General features: G+C 36.1%; 16 protein-coding genes. 12 read left to right on the top strand and 4 right to left on the bottom strand.

Features of this window, described 5'->3' with window-relative positions:
* Positions 1-305 precede the first annotated feature (305 nt).
* Together RIV7116_RS31260 and RIV7116_RS31255 are read left to right on the top strand one after the other, a co-directional pair.
* Positions 306-971, top strand: a complete 666-nt coding sequence (locus tag RIV7116_RS31260; protein ID WP_015122344.1) for a pentapeptide repeat-containing protein — start codon at positions 306-308, stop codon at positions 969-971.
* Positions 972-1738: 767 nt separating this feature from the next.
* The gene (locus tag RIV7116_RS31255) at positions 1739-2920 is read left to right on the top strand and encodes an aldo/keto reductase (RefSeq protein WP_015122343.1); all 1182 of its coding nucleotides are present in this window, start codon (positions 1739-1741) and stop codon (positions 2918-2920) included.
* 256 nt (positions 2921-3176) lie between these two features.
* On the opposite strand, the gene RIV7116_RS31250 is transcribed toward RIV7116_RS31255, so the two are convergent.
* Together RIV7116_RS31250 and yidD are read right to left on the bottom strand one after the other, a co-directional pair.
* A complete protein-coding gene (locus RIV7116_RS31250; protein ID WP_015122342.1) occupies positions 3177-3884 on the bottom strand; it encodes a M15 family metallopeptidase in 708 nt (235 codons plus the stop codon).
* An 89-nt stretch (positions 3885-3973) separates the two neighbouring features.
* Entirely contained in the window at positions 3974-4207 is a 234-nt protein-coding gene (yidD, locus tag RIV7116_RS31245) for a membrane protein insertion efficiency factor YidD (protein ID WP_015122341.1), read from the bottom strand.
* A 54-nt stretch (positions 4208-4261) separates the two neighbouring features.
* Here yidD and RIV7116_RS31240 point away from each other — a divergent pair, with 54 nt between their 5' ends.
* The 4 genes from RIV7116_RS31240 (at position 4262) to RIV7116_RS31225 (ending at position 7865) form a co-directional block, all read left to right on the top strand.
* On the top strand, positions 4262-4972 hold the full coding sequence (locus tag RIV7116_RS31240) for a diacylglycerol/polyprenol kinase family protein (RefSeq protein ID WP_371261669.1): 711 nt from the start codon (positions 4262-4264) through the stop codon (positions 4970-4972).
* A 312-nt stretch (positions 4973-5284) separates the two neighbouring features.
* Positions 5285-5443 (top strand): hypothetical protein, encoded by a 159-nt coding sequence (locus RIV7116_RS36215; protein WP_015122339.1) that lies wholly within the window; start codon positions 5285-5287, stop codon positions 5441-5443.
* A 159-nt stretch (positions 5444-5602) separates the two neighbouring features.
* On the top strand, positions 5603-6601 hold the full coding sequence (locus RIV7116_RS31235) for an IS630 family transposase (RefSeq protein ID WP_015122338.1): 999 nt from the start codon (positions 5603-5605) through the stop codon (positions 6599-6601).
* Positions 6602-7163: 562 nt separating this feature from the next.
* A complete protein-coding gene (locus RIV7116_RS31225; RefSeq protein ID WP_015122336.1) occupies positions 7164-7865 on the top strand; it encodes a hypothetical protein in 702 nt (233 codons plus the stop codon).
* Between the two features lie 510 nt (positions 7866-8375).
* Here RIV7116_RS31225 and RIV7116_RS36700 read toward each other — a convergent pair.
* Complete coding sequence (locus RIV7116_RS36700) at positions 8376-8528, bottom strand: hypothetical protein (protein ID WP_015122334.1); 153 nt, start codon at positions 8526-8528, stop codon at positions 8376-8378.
* 319 nt (positions 8529-8847) lie between these two features.
* On the opposite strand from RIV7116_RS36700, the gene RIV7116_RS31220 reads away from it, so the two are divergent.
* The 4 genes from RIV7116_RS31220 to RIV7116_RS31205 all read left to right on the top strand — a co-directional run bounded on the left by RIV7116_RS31220 (position 8848) and on the right by RIV7116_RS31205 (position 13470).
* Complete coding sequence (locus RIV7116_RS31220) at positions 8848-10224, top strand: nicotinate phosphoribosyltransferase (RefSeq protein ID WP_044291295.1); 1377 nt, start codon at positions 8848-8850, stop codon at positions 10222-10224.
* An 81-nt stretch (positions 10225-10305) separates the two neighbouring features.
* Positions 10306-10905, top strand: a complete 600-nt coding sequence (locus tag RIV7116_RS31215) for a nicotinate-nucleotide adenylyltransferase (RefSeq protein WP_015122332.1) — start codon at positions 10306-10308, stop codon at positions 10903-10905.
* Positions 10866-11612 (top strand): NUDIX domain-containing protein, encoded by a 747-nt coding sequence (locus RIV7116_RS31210; protein ID WP_015122331.1) that lies wholly within the window; start codon positions 10866-10868, stop codon positions 11610-11612. Before RIV7116_RS31215 ends, RIV7116_RS31210 begins: the two co-directional genes overlap by 40 nt.
* A gap of 136 nt (positions 11613-11748) precedes the next feature.
* The gene (locus RIV7116_RS31205) at positions 11749-13470 is read left to right on the top strand and encodes an NAD+ synthase (protein WP_015122330.1); all 1722 of its coding nucleotides are present in this window, start codon (positions 11749-11751) and stop codon (positions 13468-13470) included.
* Positions 13471-14570: 1100 nt separating this feature from the next.
* Here the strand turns inward: RIV7116_RS31205 and RIV7116_RS31200 are convergent.
* Positions 14571-15254 carry a lipopolysaccharide assembly protein LapB gene (locus tag RIV7116_RS31200; protein WP_015122329.1) on the bottom strand — a complete coding sequence of 228 codons (684 nt, stop codon included), beginning with the start codon at positions 15252-15254 and terminating at the stop codon, positions 14571-14573.
* 794 nt (positions 15255-16048) lie between these two features.
* On the opposite strand from RIV7116_RS31200, the gene RIV7116_RS31195 reads away from it, so the two are divergent.
* Positions 16049-16378 (top strand): YbjQ family protein, encoded by a 330-nt coding sequence (locus RIV7116_RS31195; protein ID WP_015122328.1) that lies wholly within the window; start codon positions 16049-16051, stop codon positions 16376-16378.
* A gap of 493 nt (positions 16379-16871) precedes the next feature.
* Entirely contained in the window at positions 16872-17501 is a 630-nt protein-coding gene (locus RIV7116_RS31190; protein ID WP_015122327.1) for a hypothetical protein, read from the top strand.
* Positions 17502-17682: the final 181 nt, after the last annotated feature.

Raw genomic sequence — 17682 nt, 5'->3', positions numbered from 1 at the left:
TAATTGAAATTACCTATAAAATCCTAACTAATTCAAGTTATAAATAAGACTTTGCTAAGTCATAATATTATGACTTGGTGTATTTATATGTCTTTTCTGATGAGATTTTGATGAAAATATCAAGATGCTTTGACAATAGTTTTACGGCAAAGTCTTTAAGAACTAGTATTTGCGGAATATTTAATGTTTATTTGCAAAAAATTTAAACTTGGTTAATAGAATCATCCGCTTTTAGGGTGTAACCTCGAAATACAGTAATTGTGAGGATAAGGATTTGAAAAATTTTACACTCAGGGGAAAATAATATGAACAGTCGCAACCAAGAACAAGAATTTGTAATAAGTCAAATTACTGATAGTTTTGGGCAAAGAGACTTTAGCGGATATGATTTAACCGGAATAGATTTAAACGAACTTAATTTAACTGGAGTTAACTTTACAGCAGCAAATTTACGTAATGCTAATTTAAATGGCTCAATCTTGACTAATGCAAAATTAGATAAGGCAAATTTAAATCAAGCTACTTTGCGAGAAGCTCATATGCATGAAGCATCTTTAATAGAAGTTGATTTAAGCAATGCTGATTTAGCCAAAGCTTCTTTATGTGGTGCAATTTTTGTAGGTGCAAACCTCAGCCATAGTAATTTCCAAGAGGCTTCATTGTGCGATACGAATTTACAAAAAGCAGATTTACGAAAAGCTGAATTATTGGAAGCATCTTTAATTGAGGCAAATTTGTGCCAAGCCAATCTTGAACAAGCAAAATTATGCGGTGCAAATTTATTAGAAGCGAATTTAAATCAAGCTGATTTAACTGATGCCGATTTAGCCTGGGCTAATTTAACGCAAGCTAATTTAAAAGAAGCCAACTTGCGAGGAACAAAGTTCAGAAATACTAATTTGGATCGAGCAATTATGCCTGATGGTAAAATTAAGCAAGTTCAATTTTTCTGCCTTAGTTCAACTTTTTAAGTGAGTTGCGATTCCTCCAACCGCTCTAAGATTACCTACCTCTCTTTACCTATCATTCCTCTGCCTTCGTTGCGTCTCTACGGTTTTTTCATCGGTAATCTTTTACTGTAAAGGAAGTAATTAAAACAATAATGCTGGTGTAGATTGTTAGAAGAACAATTAGAACATAAATATCGGCATTACATTAGGTAACAATATTATTCAGAAGTCTTTTTCTCCCCTCTCCCCATTCTTTCCCATAAAACCAATAAAAAAGAATACTAGTTGCTAGCAGTGCTTGGTAAATTCGGCTCTATTCGGATACGGCAGTCAAGCTAATGTGTCGGGAACATCCCAATTTTGCAAAAAGCCCGCAGACTATAAGCCTGGGGCTTAATACTACGAAGCCCACCTACGTGAGCTTGGAAACTCTCATAGCCCACGCAGGTGGGCTTTGTTTTTGTAGCTGCACCCTTATAGGGTGTCGGATAAACTATTTATTCCTGCATTGGGATGCTCCCAATGTGTAGTCATAGACATTGCGTTAATTTTGCATTGTTTTTTAGTTGTGTTTGACAACAACTTTACTATGCAAAGCCATTTTTTTTTGACGAAGATATTGTTTAATAAACGGGTTATTTTTATAGAAACTTATTTATCATTACTCTAGGATGTCTTGAATGTGAAAAATTTCAGCCCCTAATAGGTCAATCTCAATCTATACTAAATTGTATAAACTTTTGTAATAGCTTTATTCTACAGTTTATTCTTGAATTCTAACTTCACTAATGCTCTACAGACGATTTGGACGCACCGGATTACAAATGCCCGTTTTTTCTTGTGGTGGAATGCGATATCAGTACAAGTGGAAAGATGTACCTGAAGAAGAAATTCCCAGAAAAAACCAAGAAAATTTGGAAGCAACAATTAAAAAATCTATAGAAATTGGTATAAACCACATTGAAACCGCTCGCGGATACGGTACTTCTGAAGTGCAATTAGGAAAAATTTTACCTAAATTTCCTCGCGATAAATTAATTGTACAAACAAAAGTAGCTCCAAAGGCAGATGCAAAAGAATTTGAAAAGACTCTAGAACAATCTTTAAAAAATCTGCGTTTAGATTACATTGATTTATTAGGTATTCATGGCATCAACAATACCGAAACCTTGCAAAATACGATTCGTACCGGTGGTTGTTTGGATATTGCCAGAAAATTTCAAGACCAAGGTAAAATTAAATTTATTGGCTTTTCAACTCACGGACCAACAGATATTCTTGTAGAAGCTATTAATACCGACCAATTTGACTATATTAATTTGCATTGGTATTACATCAATCAAAGTAATTGGGCTGCAATAGAAGCTGCTATAAACCACGATATGGGGGTATTTATAATCAGCCCTTCCGATAAAGGTGGTAGACTTTACGAGCCGCCAGCAAAATTAGTTGAACTTTGCGCTCCTTTATCACCGATGGTATTTAATGACTTATTTTGTTTGAGTCATCCACAAGTACATACTTTATCGTTAGGTGCTTCAAAACCAGCAGATTTTGACGAGCACCTGAAAACTCTAGACTTATTAGATAAAGCGCAAGATATATTGCCCCCTATTTTGCATAAATTAGAACAAGAGGCGATCGCTACTTTAGGGGAAGATTGGGCAAAAACCTGGCATGTAGGCTTACCCAAACACGAAGAAACACCCGGTAACGTAAATATCCCAATGGCTTTGTGGTTGTGGAACTTAGCTACTGCTTACGATATGACAGAATACGCTAAAATGCGCTACAACCTTTTAGGAAGCGGTGGACATTGGTTTCCCGGAAACAAAGCGGCGGAAGTTGATAAATTAAACTTAAAATCATGTCTGCAAAATAGTCCCCATGCCGACAAAATTCCTCAAATTCTTGTAGAAGTAGATAGAATGCTTGGCGGTGAAGAAGTCAAACGTTTGTCGCAAAGTTGATAATTGTAAAATTTAGCGGAGCGTTGCGCTTAGCGACAACACAACGCCCAAATAGGGGTGAGAAAATTCACACCCCTATTTGGGCGTTGCTGATTAAAAGTATGAACAGCCCCCCAACCCCCAATTCTGGGGGAGAAATATATGTTAAAGTTCCCCAAACTTGGGGGATTTAGGGGGCTGCTATTAAACAGTAATAATAAATTCATATCTCAATTCAGCAACACCCCAATTTGCCTCCCCTACAACTAAAAACTAACTAAAACAACCTTCCATAACAAGCAACACAGCTATTATCTGCATTCTCTTCATTCTTTAACCAAGCCCACATTTGATCGCCAAATGAAAAATGCCACCATTCTCTAGGATTGCGGGCAAATCCGGCTTTTTCCATTACATCTTTTAACAGCAAACGATTGGCATGATAGCGTGGAGCTAGTTCAACTTTAATTTGAGCGTAGTAATCCGGAAGCGAGCGTTCGGAAAGTTCGTCAATTGGCGAACCCATATCTACAACTTGCCCCATTTCATCAACCAAAGTTACATCTACCGCACCACCTGTAGAGTGAGGAGGAGGTGTTTTTTCATCAAGACTAGGTTCAGCCCAAATTTTAAAAACCTCTTCCCAAATACTTTGCTTTTGCGCTGCTTGCAAACTCAATTCAGTTAATCCTTTTTCTCTGACTGCTTGAGAAAAAGTATGATTAACCATGAATTTCTGTACTGCTACCGGGCGATAAGCATCAAAAATTTGAATTTGCCAATCTGGGCGTAATTGTTGGAGATAGCTTTGAGCAACAATCAAATAATCAACAATAGTTTCGCGCACAAAATAAGGAGAATGTTCTCCGTAAGGTGCCCCTAACTTCTCATAAGGGTGAGGAGATTCTACCGCAAAATCTTCGAGAGGAATCTGTATTAAAGCTTCACGACATTCAACGATTTCAATATTGTGATATGGTCGCATTTTTAGTTTTTAGTTTTTAGATTTTGAATGAAGAGCTAGCAGTTAAGAATTGGAACTTGGTAATTACCTACTCTCCGCGATCGCCACTACTAAGCCGCTTTCTCCCCCTCCTTTTCCGGAACTGGATCGTAACCACCAGGATAAAATGGATGGCAGCGACAAATACGTCGAATACCCAGCCAAGAGCCACGCAAAACCCCGAATCGTTCGATTGCTTGCATAGTATACATCGAACAGGTGGGTTGAAAACGACAAGTCGGGGGAAATAGCGGTGAAACAAACATCCGGTAAAACCGGATAAACCAAATAAATAATTGTTTCATACAGGGCACAAAAATCCTATAAATTGGTAGTAAGAGAAAAATTTCTAATTAATTATATTTAAATTGAATTCATTTACTGCTTCCTATTCTATTTCGCCTTTGTGGCTGCAAGTTATAGCCGTAGCTATCTGGGTATCCTTGATTCTCTTGAGCGCGGCAGCCGCGAGACGTTTCGCTAAAAGCGACTCGGAAATTGTCCGGAAAATTGTTCATATCGGTACTGGTAATGTAATTCTACTTGCCTGGTGGCTAGATATTCCTGCAAGTATAGGTATCTCTGCCTCAATTTTAGCGAGCTTGGTTACTTTACTGTCTTATAAGTTTCCAATTCTTCCGGGTATAAATAGTGTTGGGCGTAAAAGTTTGGGAACTTTTTTCTATTCTGCTAGCATTGGTGTTTTAATCGGCTGGTTTTGGTATTTGAAACAACCATTTTATGCTGTCATCGGAATATTGATTATGGCATGGGGAGATGGATTGGCTGCACTTGTAGGTCAGCGTTTTGGTAAGCATAAATACAGTGTATTGGGAGGACAAAAAAGTTTAGAAGGTTCTCTTACAATGACTGTAGTTAGTTTTATCATCTGTATTCTTGTTTTACAAAGCGTACAGGGTAACACCGGGCAAAATTTGCTAATATCCTTAACTATAGCTGTTGTTGCAACTGCTTTAGAAGCTATTTCATTTCTAGGGCTTGACAATATAACCGTTCCTTTAGGAAGTGCTGCTTTAGCTTTTGTTTTAAATCAACTTATAAATAATTAGTACCGCTTCGCGGAAGTAAGAAGTAAAAAGTAAAAAGTTTTATTTTCTAGCCTTTTCAGCCATTTTTAATGGTTGTCTTCTTTACGCCGACTTATATTAGGAAGAATCTGATTTTTGAAAATATCTTTTACAAAATTACAAAGAAAGGCAGAATGCAGCAGGTAAAGCGTTAACTTCTCAATGTCATTCTTTTAAGAATAAGTAACCTTGTGCATTCTACCTTCTCAACAAAAATGAAAATTCTTAATGCCGACGATAATAGTGCCGACGATAAATCATATCGTTGATAGGATATGATTTATCGTCGGTAATATGTTCGGCGGTAATGGGTTTTTCTACGACGGTATTCCGGGCAGTCTTGATAGTTATTGCGATAATTCACCCTGCGGTAATTTGGGTGATAATTCCGTCTTTGGTAATGACGACGCTTGTAGTGGCGACGTTGGCGATAACGTCGTTTGTGATGACTAATTTTAAACTCATTTTGGTTTATTGCAGGTAAGTACCAGCGCAAAATTAATTGTGTATTTTAAAATAATTTTCAAAAGAATTATTTTGAGGTATAAAAATATTATTCGCTTCTATTTTGTGAAAAAATAGTATGAGCGTTCAATATAAAGTTTTTATCAAATGAGACATATTAAAGGGTTAAGTAAAGAAACATTAAAAATATTAGATAGAATCTATCAGGAAAGTAAATATTATCAAGTAAGAGAGAGAGCGCACTGTATAAAATTAAGTTTTCAAGGCTATCAAATATCAGAATTAATTAAAATATTTAAAGTTAGTCGTAATACAATTTATAATTGGTTTAATAATTGGGATTCAGAGAGTTTAGCAGGACTCTATAATAATCCAGGTCGTGGTCGTAAACCACTATTTAATATTAATCAAGAAAAACTGATTAAACAATGGGTCAAAGAAACACCAAAAAATCTAGAAAAAGTCCAAGATAAAATTGAAAAAGAATGGGGAATACCAGCAAGCAAAGACACAATAAAAAGGGTGATGAAAATCGCCGGAATGGGTTGGTTTAGAATCAAGAGAAGCGTTGCTGGAAGCCCCGTTTCCGAATTTTACAATAAAAAGATTCAAGAATTAGAACGATTGAAAGAAAAAGAGCGGGAAGGAGAAATAGAAATTAGATATGTAGATGAAAGTGGCTTTTGTTTAATTCCATATATTCCTTACGCATGGCAAGAGAATAAACAAAAAATGACTGTCAAAAGTCAACCGAGTAAAAGAATTAACGTGTTAGGTTTTTTAACCAAGCAGAATGAATTAGAAGTATATACGTTTAATTGTAGCATTAATAGTGATGTAGTTATAGCCTGCATAGATGATTTTTGTACAAAAATTACTAAAAGAACTGTCTTAATAATGGATAACTCTTCAGTTCATCAAAATTCATTTTTATGGGATAAAGAACAAGAATGGTCACAGAAAGGATTAGATATTTTCTTTTTACCTACCTACTCTCCTCATTTAAATATTATAGAAATATTATGGCGATTTATTAAATATAAATGGCTAGAGGTGAATGCTTATGATAGCTATTCTGCTTTAGTTGAAGCTGTAGAAAACATTCTTATAAACTTTGGTTCAGAATATACAATTAATTTTGCATAAGTACTTATAGCTTCCACTTCATTAGCTTTTTCTTCGCTTTGTGCGGATAGCAATTCCAATTTCTCAGGTTGTACTGGAATTTGAGCATCTTTTTTCAGCGCTGCTGAAGCCGTCTCAATTCCCAAGCAACAAGGTAATACTAAAGTCGCGATTACAAATTTCCAAAGCATTTTATCTTGAATTTCCTCATTATCAAAGCTGGCTTTAGCTTGACAATGACTGAATTAATTTTGAATCTGATATTTTTACACAGCTAGTGCAAATCAACTCTGTAGAGCTATCTATACAGTTAATTCAAAACCAATTTAATAGATTCCCACATCCGGATTGGCGTTTATCGAAAAGCGATCGCTAAGGAAGCCACCTCTTAAATTTACACAGTTTGCAGCCACTGCAATCAAAAGTCTATATATATGGTTTAGCACGAACATCACTAGACGGAATGTTCCAGAAAAACCAAATATCTGTATTTTTTTTCACAAACACTTGCAAAGTTTCATGAAGTTTTATTAAAATACATCTATAGATTCCAAAACATATTTCTTACGGCGGATGACTGCTAATGACTTTTTTGACGTTATCTCAACCATTCCTCCGCGATAAGCAGGAAGATTTAGATTATCAGGATTTACAAGGTATTTGGCGCATAAGTGGCAAGATTGGCAATATTAAAGTAATATCAGGCTTTTATACTCGCATAGACCAAGTATTCATCGTTTGGGGCTTAATATGTGCGGGAATCTTTATTACAGCGCAATATTTACCCGTTAGCTGGGCAACGCAAGCAATTTTATGGACATCTCTTACCATCATCGGTACGGCTACAATGACTGCATTTACCTGGTTTTGGGTAAGTGTAGAGCGTTTGCGCTGGTTAATATATGCTTGGGCTGCTTTGATGCTTACAGGTGTTCTCCTAACTGATTTAGGAATCTTCCTAGGTTGGGGGCAAGTTTTGATGCGTTTATGTCCTTTATGGTTGGGATTAAGCGCGATTGGTTATGTCATTACAGCCTGGGCTGTGAAATCTCGTACTTTTTTAATTACAGCAGCTATTCACTTAATAGGTATTCTGCTTTTATCATACTGCGGCGGAAAACAGTTTTTAGCTACTGGTTTAATAATGGGAATGAGTTTGCTTCTCTTAGCTGAACTTCAGTGGGAAATGCGCCCTCCAATTAATTATTCTGTACTTTCAGCAGAACAAAAGGAATTTAATAAACAGCAACATTTGCGTCGTCAATTAACTTTACAAGAAAATTAAATTTTTCTGTAGAAAACACTAGATTATCTATATTACCGTTAATAATTGAAATTGCGGATTGAGAAGTAATAAATTGCTGATTGTCCGTAAGCCAAAGCAGGTGTTTTGCTGTTTCGTCCTGTTTCTTACTTTCCATAGGAGAACGGTGTCAGGAAAGTAAGTGGCTTTGTTTGATAAACAGAAGCTAGTGGTCTGGTTTAAGTTGTGGTGTAAGGTTTTTGCCGTTTCCCTTACTTCGCAATTATCGAGGGGATGTTAAAGCATCTGTCAGAACAGTCTGAGATAGTTGACACTATTTATGTAAATTTTCAACCAGATTTCACTAGCTTTTAAATACAAGCATTTATTGATTCGATAAGTTCTGTTTCCCAGTATTGATGTATTTTTATTAATATATATAGTATTCTCAAAATTAAAATATAAAAAATAAATATCAAAAAGAAAGCCGGTGGTTTAAATTGCCTTGTACCACCGGCTTTGTTCTTTATAATTAATTAATCTCTGTATCATTTACCAACTATCAACCGTGCTTCTTTTATAAATTTCGCCTGTAAACGGTTGAACGCCACTATTTGGATAAGCATCATCGCTGGGTCCAAAAATTCGCATTACTGCTTCAGAAATATATTGAGCCATATTTGAAAGCATTTTGGAAATAAACATAAAGCGCATCTCCTAATCGTTTTATTTTTTTATCTGTAAGCTTTATATTTCTACTCTATTTCCAATATGAGAAGTAAGTTCAATATCTCAATGTATTGATAATTATTGAAATTGTTCTTAAATTTGCTTTGCAATACTTTAGCTTTTAGTTGTACCCACGACTATGGAGCCATTATATATCTTAAACCAATATTGAAATATCCGTTAATAATCGCTAGTTACTAGTTAAGCAATACCTGATTCCCTAAATTAGCTATTGACATCATTTATGGTGAAAACTACCATAAATACAAATAGGTATTGCCAAGGTGTTGAAAAAATGACAAGTTTATTAAACTACGATATGCCTTTGTCAGAACAATTAAACGTCTCAAGTGCCGATTACAGCTTGCTGACAGACCTTTATCAATTGACGATGGCAGCTTGTTATAAAGGTGAAAATATAGACCAAAAAAGAGCTAGCTTTGAGTTATTTGCTAGAAAGCTCCCAGAAGGATTTAATTATTTAATTGCGATGGGACTATCGCAAGCGCTGGAATATCTAGAGAAATTTAGTTTTAATCAAACTCAGATAGAAGCTTTGCAAGAAACTGGTATTTTTGCATCGGCTCCCCAACAATTTTGGTCGCTGTTGGCAGAAGGAAAATTTACAGGGGACGTATGGGCTATTCCAGAAGGAACGGCAGTATTTGCCCTCGAACCATTACTGCGAATAGAAGCACCTTTATGGCAAGCGCAATTAGTAGAAACCTATTTGCTCAACTGCTTGAATTATCAGACATTGATTGCAACCCGAGCAGCGCGATCGCGAGATGTTGCAGGGGAAAAAACAACGCTTTTGGAATTCGGTACCAGAAGAGCTTTCAGCCCTCAAGCATCGCTATGGGCAGCTAGAGCGGCTTTAGCAGGGGGATTAGATGCGACATCGAATGTATTGGCAGCATTGCAGCTAGGGGAAAAACCTAGCGGTACGATGGCTCACGCTTTGGTTATGGCGCTTTGTGCGTTAGAAGGCAGCGAAGAAAAAGCTTTTAGTGCCTTTCATCAATACTTTCCGGGGGCACCTTTATTAATAGACACTTACGACACAATCGCTGCCGCTCGTAAATTAGCAGCTAAAGTTAAAGCAGGAGAAATAAATTTAACTGGAATTAGATTAGATTCTGGAGATTTGGTAGCATTATCAAAACAAGTTAAAGAAATTTTGCCAGATACACTAATTTTTGCCAGTGGAGATATAGATGAATGGGAGATTGCTAGACTAAAGCAGAACAACGCTCAAATTGACGGTTACGGTATAGGAACTCGATTAGTAACCGGTAAACCGGTAAATGGAGTTTACAAACTTGTGGAAATAGAAGGTATTCCAGTGATGAAAAAATCTAGTGGGAAAGTTAGCTACCCTGGGAGAAAGCAGATTTTTCGCGAGTTTGTGAATGGTGAACTCAAGGCAGATACTTTAGGATTAGTTTCGGAAAATTATCCAAACAGGCAGCCTTTACTAAAATTATTTATGAAAGATGGTAAACGCCTTGAACCTCAAGAGACTATCAAAACAATCAGAAATAGAACAACCGCTTCAGTCGTCAGTTTACCTGCTCAGGTTAGAAACCTAGATTCACTATCTTCTATGTCAGTAGATATTTCCTCTTCTTTACAAGAACTAATCAACCAAACAAATCGTGATAGTAATTAATAACTAATACACAGAGTATAGTTAGCCATGAATGATTTTTTAGGTAAATTGCTAATAACCATCTACAAATAACAACTGATAATGAAAATTGCCTTATTTGGAACGAGCGCAGATCCACCGACAGCAGGACATCAAGCAGTATTGATCTGGTTGTCGCATCATTACGATTCTGTTGCAGTTTGGGCAGCTGATAATCCTTTCAAGTCTCATCAAACATCTTTAGAAAATCGCGTAGAAATGTTGCGGTTGTTAATCGGTGATATTAGTCCGGCAAGAGAAAATATCAGTTTAGAACAGGAATTAAGCGATTTAAGAACTATTAATACCGTAGAAAAGGCAAAAAAACGCTGGGGCAATGACGCTGAATTTGTTGTTGTAATTGGTTCGGATTTATTAAGTCAGTTTCAGCGTTGGTATCGAATTGAAGACTTGTTACGAGAAGCAGAAGTATTGGTAATACCAAGACCTGGATATACGATAGATAACAGTAGTTTAGATCCGATAAACGAATTAGGAGGCAAGATTGCAGTCGCAAACCTAACAGGATTAGATGTTTCTTCAACAGCGTATCGCGAACATGGCGACACTCAAGCTTTAACAAACTCAGTAGCTGCTTATATTAACCAAAAGCATTTATACGAATGCCAGGACTCAACCACAACCAAAGTTTGCCGATCTTAAACCAACAGCCTTTAGCTGATTTCAAAGTCGGTGTTGATAATGCTATTTTTTCAGTTGATATCGCTCAAAATAGACTATTGGTTCTATTAGTCATGCGGGCTTGCGAACCATTTGCTAACACGTGGGGTCTTCCAGGTACTCTAGTTCGTGAAGGTGAGTCTTTAGAAGATGCTGCCTATCGAATTATGGCAGAGAAAATTTGTGTTGAAAACCTTTATCTAGAGCAACTATATACTTTTGGTGGTCCCAAACGCGACCCCAGGGAAGCCAGCGATAGTTACGGCGTGCGTTATTTATCAGTAAGTTATTTTGCTTTAGTACGATTTGAGGAAGCCAAATTGATTAGTGATAGCGTTGCAGATGTCGCCTGGTATCCGGTAAAAGAAGTACCATCATTAGCTTTTGACCACAATCAAATTATTGCATACGGACACAAGCGTTTGCGAAATAAATTGGAATACTCTCCTGTAGCTTTTGATGTACTTCCAGAGAAGTTTACTTTAAATGATTTGTATCAGTTTTATACGACTGTGTTAGGAGAAAACTTTTCTGATTATTCTAATTTTCGCGCTCGCTTGCTCAAGCTAGGTTTTCTATCAGATACCGGAATCAAAGTGTCTCGGGGAGCCGGTCGTCCTGCTAGTTTGTATAAATTTGATGCGAATGCTTTCGCACCTTTTAAAGATAAACCTTTAGTTTTTATCTAATGCAGTCTAATACAAAATTTTAACTACCAAACAATACTCTAAATACTCTAAATACTATCAATTAACAAAGATTTTTTTAGAGATTTATAATACTTTTTGTTTTCACCATATGTACTTACTATTATCCAATTGATAAATGAAAATTACTATAGCTCAAATTAATCCCATTATTGGCGATTTATCTGGTAACACCCAAAAAATTTTAGAAGCTGCAAATAAAGCAGCAGAAGATAAGGCAAATTTGTTATTAACTCCCGAACTTTCTTTATGTGGTTATCCTCCACGGGATTTATTGCTTAAGCCCGGTTTTGTCGCAGCGATGGGTATTGCCTTAGTGCAGTTAGCTCAAAATTTACCTGCTAATTTAGCCGTTTTGGTAGGAACGGTTGAAGAAAACGCACAAGCAGATGTTGCTGGTGGAAAAAGTTTGTATAACAGTATCGCTTTGCTGCATCAAGGAGAAGTAAAACAAGTTTTTCATAAGCGATTGCTGCCAACTTACGATGTATTTGACGAACATCGCTACTTTGAACCTGGATTAAAAGCTAACTATTTCAATCTTGATGGCGTTAAAATCGGCGTTACTATTTGCGAAGATTTATGGAATGATGAAGAATTTTTCGGTAAGCGTAGTTATTCGATTAATCCCATTGCCGATTTATCCAGCTTCAACGTAGATTTAGTTGTTAATTTATCTGCCTCTCCTTATACACAGGGAAAACAAAGCTTTCGGGAAGCGATGTTAAAGCATACTGCCCTGCGCTTTGATAAACCAATTATTTATGTAAATCAGGTAGGAGGCAATGACGATTTAATTTTTGACGGTAGAAGTTTTGCTTTGAACCGACAAGGTGAAGTGACTGCTCGCGCTTGTGGTTTTGATGCCGATTTATTACAGCTAGCATTTGATAAGCAACAGCAAGATTTAAATTTTGGTTCTATAAGCCCCGATTGCGAATCTGAAGATGAAGAAATTTGGCAGGCTTTAGTTTTAGGCGTAAAAGACTACGTTCTCAAATGTGGTTTTTCCAAAGTAGTTCTGGGTTTGAGCGGCGGTATTGATTCATCTATTGTGGCGGCGATCGCCACCGCAGCATTGGGTAAAGAAAATGTTCTCGGTGTATTGATGCCTTCTCCTTACAGTTCGGAATCTTCTATTAAAGATGCCGATGATTTAGCCAGAAATCTTGGTTTCAAAACGGAGAAACTGCCGATAGGTAATTTAATGGAGTCTTACGACGGCACCTTTGCAGAATTATTCGCTGATACTGGATTTGGATTGGCAGAAGAGAATATTCAATCGCGAATTCGCGGCAATTTATTGATGGCAATTTCTAATAAGTTTGGCTATCTTTTATTATCCACTGGCAATAAGTCAGAAATGGCAGTTGGTTATTGCACTTTATACGGTGATATGAATGGTGGTTTGGCTGTGATTGCCGATGTTCCGAAAACCCGCGTTTATTCGCTATGCCATTGGTTAAATAAAAATGGCGAAGTTATTCCCGATAATGTTTTAACTAAAGCACCTAGTGCAGAACTCAAACCAGGACAATTTGACCAAGATTCTTTACCAGATTATGAAATTTTAGATGATATTTTGCAGCGCTTAGTCAACGATTATCAGTCAGTGGAAGAGATAGTCGCAGCAGGATACGATAAATCGCTAGTGAATAAAGTGATTAAAATGGTAGCGCGAGCGGAATTCAAACGGCGACAAGCACCCCCAGGAATCAAGATTACCGATCGCGCTTTTGGCACGGGCTGGAGAATGCCTATTGCTAGTAATTGGTTAAAAGTTGAAGATACTTACCAAAATAAACCGGTATCTGTCTCTAGTACAACACGGCGTAAATAAACCAACCATTAAAAATGGCTGAAAAGCTTAGAAAATCAAACTTCTTACTTCTTACTTCTTACTTCTTACTTCTTACTTCCGCGAAGCGGTACTAGTCTTCTATCCACAAAAGAAGAAAATACTCCTCATTTGTAGCGGGATTTGATTCTATGTATACCGATATACAGGAATTATTCGTATATTTTTGCACAAATAATTTAGTTTCAAGCTTGCTGTATATAGGTTTGCTTCTCAGTATACCTAGCAATATAGCGGTTTTCAGTTGAGTTTGTATTTTATCCAAAAGAAAACCGCTATATTCAATTAGGATTTCTATAGAAACAGTATAGATAAGTATTGCTTTTGCATCAGTTCAAAAATTATTTTTGTCCTATTTTTATCAACTTGGATTAATATCTTTTGCTCAATCTCTCGATAGATATAAAATGCATAACTTGTAACTATTGTAACTATAGATTAGCTCCTTTTTATCTTTAGAAGCATGAGCTTTTATCTTTAGGTGCAAATACTTTGGCTATAAATTAGTTCTTATGTTAGTTAACTTTGAAAATTTTATATCTGATAATTAAGAATAATAGAGTTAAAAATACAAAAAATGAATAAGTACTTAATTATGAAGAAGACTGCAATCTCTTTACGCGAATTGCACGAGCATTCGCAAGAGCTTCAGCAACGCTCCAAAGAACTCCAAGAACGCTCAAAATTGTTTAGACGTATGTTAAATGGATATATAAATAAATCCTAGTTATAATATTAATTATGATTATAGCTAATTAGAATACAAATTAGTTTATTCAGCTTATTAATAATATTTAAGAAAAATTTTGGTTTTAGTAGTAATAGACGCTGAAAAACTTATTAGTGAATAAATCGATAAAGAAATATTGTTCTAGCTTTAGTATTTTGCTTGTGTATTATTAACGGTTTTATGTAAGACTTGAGAATGAAGCAAGTGGGATATGTATGGCGGGTTTTCAATTCCCACTTTGCTTCGAGCAAATACTGATAAACGACACGAGTCAATAATTAAGATAATCTACTCTCGTGATGCACTCTTAGATAATTATACGGATTGGAAAATATGAAATGGTAAATTGCTTCTAACTTTCAATGTCTCGCAACATCGCATCTATTCGAGCAACAGCATCCCATTTTTTCTGGGTTTCATACAAGTTCAGTGCTTTTTTCAAAGCTCCAGCAGCTTCCTTAGATTGACCTTTCTTCATTAAAATTCTACCCCGCAACTCGTAAGCTTGGGGATTCTTTGGGTCTAACTCTACAACCTTTTCGTATGCCCATTTAGCGTTATCGTATTCACCCAAGCGCAATAAGATTAAAGCTAACCCTATATACGCATTAACGTTTTCACGATTAATTTGTATAGACTTACGGTAAGCATTTTTCGCTGTTTTATTATCGCCCATGCTGCCGCTAACGTAAGCTAAAGCATATTGATAATCGGCATTATTGGGATTTAAGGATACAGCACGCCGGTAAGATGCTAATGCTGCGGAATAATTTCCTTGTTGGGCATATAGGTAACCAATCCCAGAATAAATGCTGCCGTTTTTCGGTTCTAAGCTCGAAGCTTGTTGATAAACTCTGATTGCGCCATTAAAGTCACCAGATTTTACCAGTCTGCGCCCTTCATCCAGCAGTCTTCTAACCTGCTGAGTGCTTTTAGACTGCGCCACTTTTACTTCAGCTTGAGCCGCAGAAGGCGTTGCAGAAGCAATGCTTCCTATTAAGAGAACACTTATGAGAGAGTATGTTCGATTGTACACAGTTGAATACCTGAAAGTTTTCGCAACTTTACCACAACTTAAATTTATGTTTGTCCATTAAAACAAAAATATCTAATTTTGAAAACTCTATTAGCTTACTTTTTTTTAACTTCATAATTAATTTATCGTTACTGGGATACAAAAGCCTTTATTCTAAGTAAATGTTCGGTTATCCCATGTTTATTTGCTATTTAAGGCAGTAAATCTCTACATTAAGTACTTTCGCTGTTTAAAGCGAGTTTTTTAAAGACAATATATTTATATTATATAGTTATTGCGAGTCATTTCCGTACTAGGAGATTTTGCTCCCTAGTATTGAGTCACCAAAATCATGCTATCGCAATTGCTAAACTCGTTTTTAGTTAATTGAGATACATTTATAGATTTATGGCACTAACTGTTTAAGGTTGAATAAATTTTTCTTAGATAAATGCTAGTAGTCTGTATTGTAAAAATGATGGTTGATAGTAGGGATGAGTCAGAGGGGGAGAGGGGGAAGAAAAAGCCTTCTGTTTCTTGCAATACATGCTTCAAAACTAACAGAACAAAGCACTAAATCTGATGTCGCAATATTATAACTTTCGCAAGTAGCTTGTTAGAACTTGAACCAACAAGGCGATAACATTTTTTTCGATACTTCTTAGAATATCTACTGAGACCTTACTAAATTCTAATACCATCATTGTGGTTATTCTTCGCTCTTCGCTGTTTCCTCTTTCTTTGTCAAAGGAGGATTTATTTTATTGCAGAATCAATAACAATTAGAATTACAACCCAATTTTTAAGGTAAATCAATGATTATTACTACTACAGACGTAATTCAAGGAGCTATTGTTGAATCCTATTTAGGAGTTGTAACCGCAGAAGTAGTTTACGGCAGTAATTTCATGAGAGATTTTTTTGCTGGTTTGAGAGATATTATTGGTGGACGAACTGGTAGTTACGAACGCTTATTTGAGGAAGGACAACAAAAAGCACTTACAGAATTAGAAAAACGAGCGCAGCGTTTAGGAGCAAATGCAGTTGTAGGTATTGAAATTGATACCGGCACAATTAATGTTGACCAATCAGGTGTTTTATTATTAATTACTGCTGTAGGTACTGCTGTCAAAGTACGTGAGTGAGCTTAAGCAAGTAAAATGATTTCGGTGAATTATTGATTATAGTTTGAGTCATTTACAACTATGCTGGAGACATTATCTGGTCAAACAAAATTGATAAGTTTTTGATGCTTATCATGTCTCCAGTCTTTTGCTGCTTATCAATGTGGTTTATCTCCTAGTTTCTGAAATATTTTTTTTAAGCAATAAGTTGAATTGAGCTATAATCCCTGAAAGCCTCTTATAGGAATGCATATGAATTCAGAACATTTTTAACTTTTCCCTTTTTTGTTAAGATATTTTGAGCAAATAACTATCATCATAATTTAGAACAAATCTTAATAAAAATTTATTTTAAAGTTGAAATGAAGGATAATATCTTTATAGCTAAAGATATAGAAAATAATTATTCCATTAGATAGATATCTAGAGCTTATTTTTAGTTTTTAATAATTAATTATAAATAAATAGCAATATTGCTAAAAAAAGAGTTAAAAAACTAGGAGATAGTTAAATAATGTCTTATGTGAATAGAGTAGGTGAAGAAGTCATTAACGAACCTGTCGTCGCAAGTAGAGTTGTGGATTACCACGATCGCGTTCGTTGGGGACCAATAATATCCGGCTTGCTAGTTGGTTTAGCTACTCAATTAATCTTGAGCGCTTTGTTTGGTGCCATTGGAGCTAACTTTGTTTCTGACTCGAACGCACCCGGAACCATTGCACCTAATATTGCTGGTAATGTAGGTATTTGGTCAACCATTGCTTTATTAATATCTTTATTTGTTGCAGGTTGGATAACTACTCGGGCTTGCGGCCCGATGAACCGTAGTACAGCTTTACTAAACGGAGCGATTCTTTGGGCTACAACTTTAGCTGTTAGTTCTTGGCTGCTAGCAAGCGGAGTATCCGGAGCTTTCGGTGTCGCAGCTTATAACGCTGGGGAGGTAATTAATCAGATACAATTGCAAGGTGCTGAAATTCAACAAAATGTACCTAATATAAACCCCCAGCAAGCCAGCCAAATCGCTGATGCAACTTCCAAAAGTTTATGGTGGTTTGTATTCGGCTCATTACTTGGTTTAATCGCATCAATGATTGGAGCCGCAGTGGGAGCGCGTACTCCTCGGGTTCGTCACCAAGCTTAAAACCAACCCTAAAATTTATATAGCAATATATACAATTTAGATTTAATAATTTTGCAAGCGCCTATAAAAAGGCGCTTTTTAATTGAAATCAATATAGTACAAATGTTCGACGATACAAATTGAAAGGATTAATTTAATTTCCTACTTTAAGGATTTTGGTGAAATAACAGTAAAAAACAAT

Origin of the sequence: Rivularia sp. PCC 7116 (genome assembly GCF_000316665.1) — a bacterium.
Lineage (GTDB): Bacteria > Cyanobacteriota > Cyanobacteriia > Cyanobacteriales > Nostocaceae > Rivularia.
The sequence above is the reverse complement of the archived record's forward strand: the minus strand, read 5'-3'. Positions and strand labels throughout refer to the sequence as shown.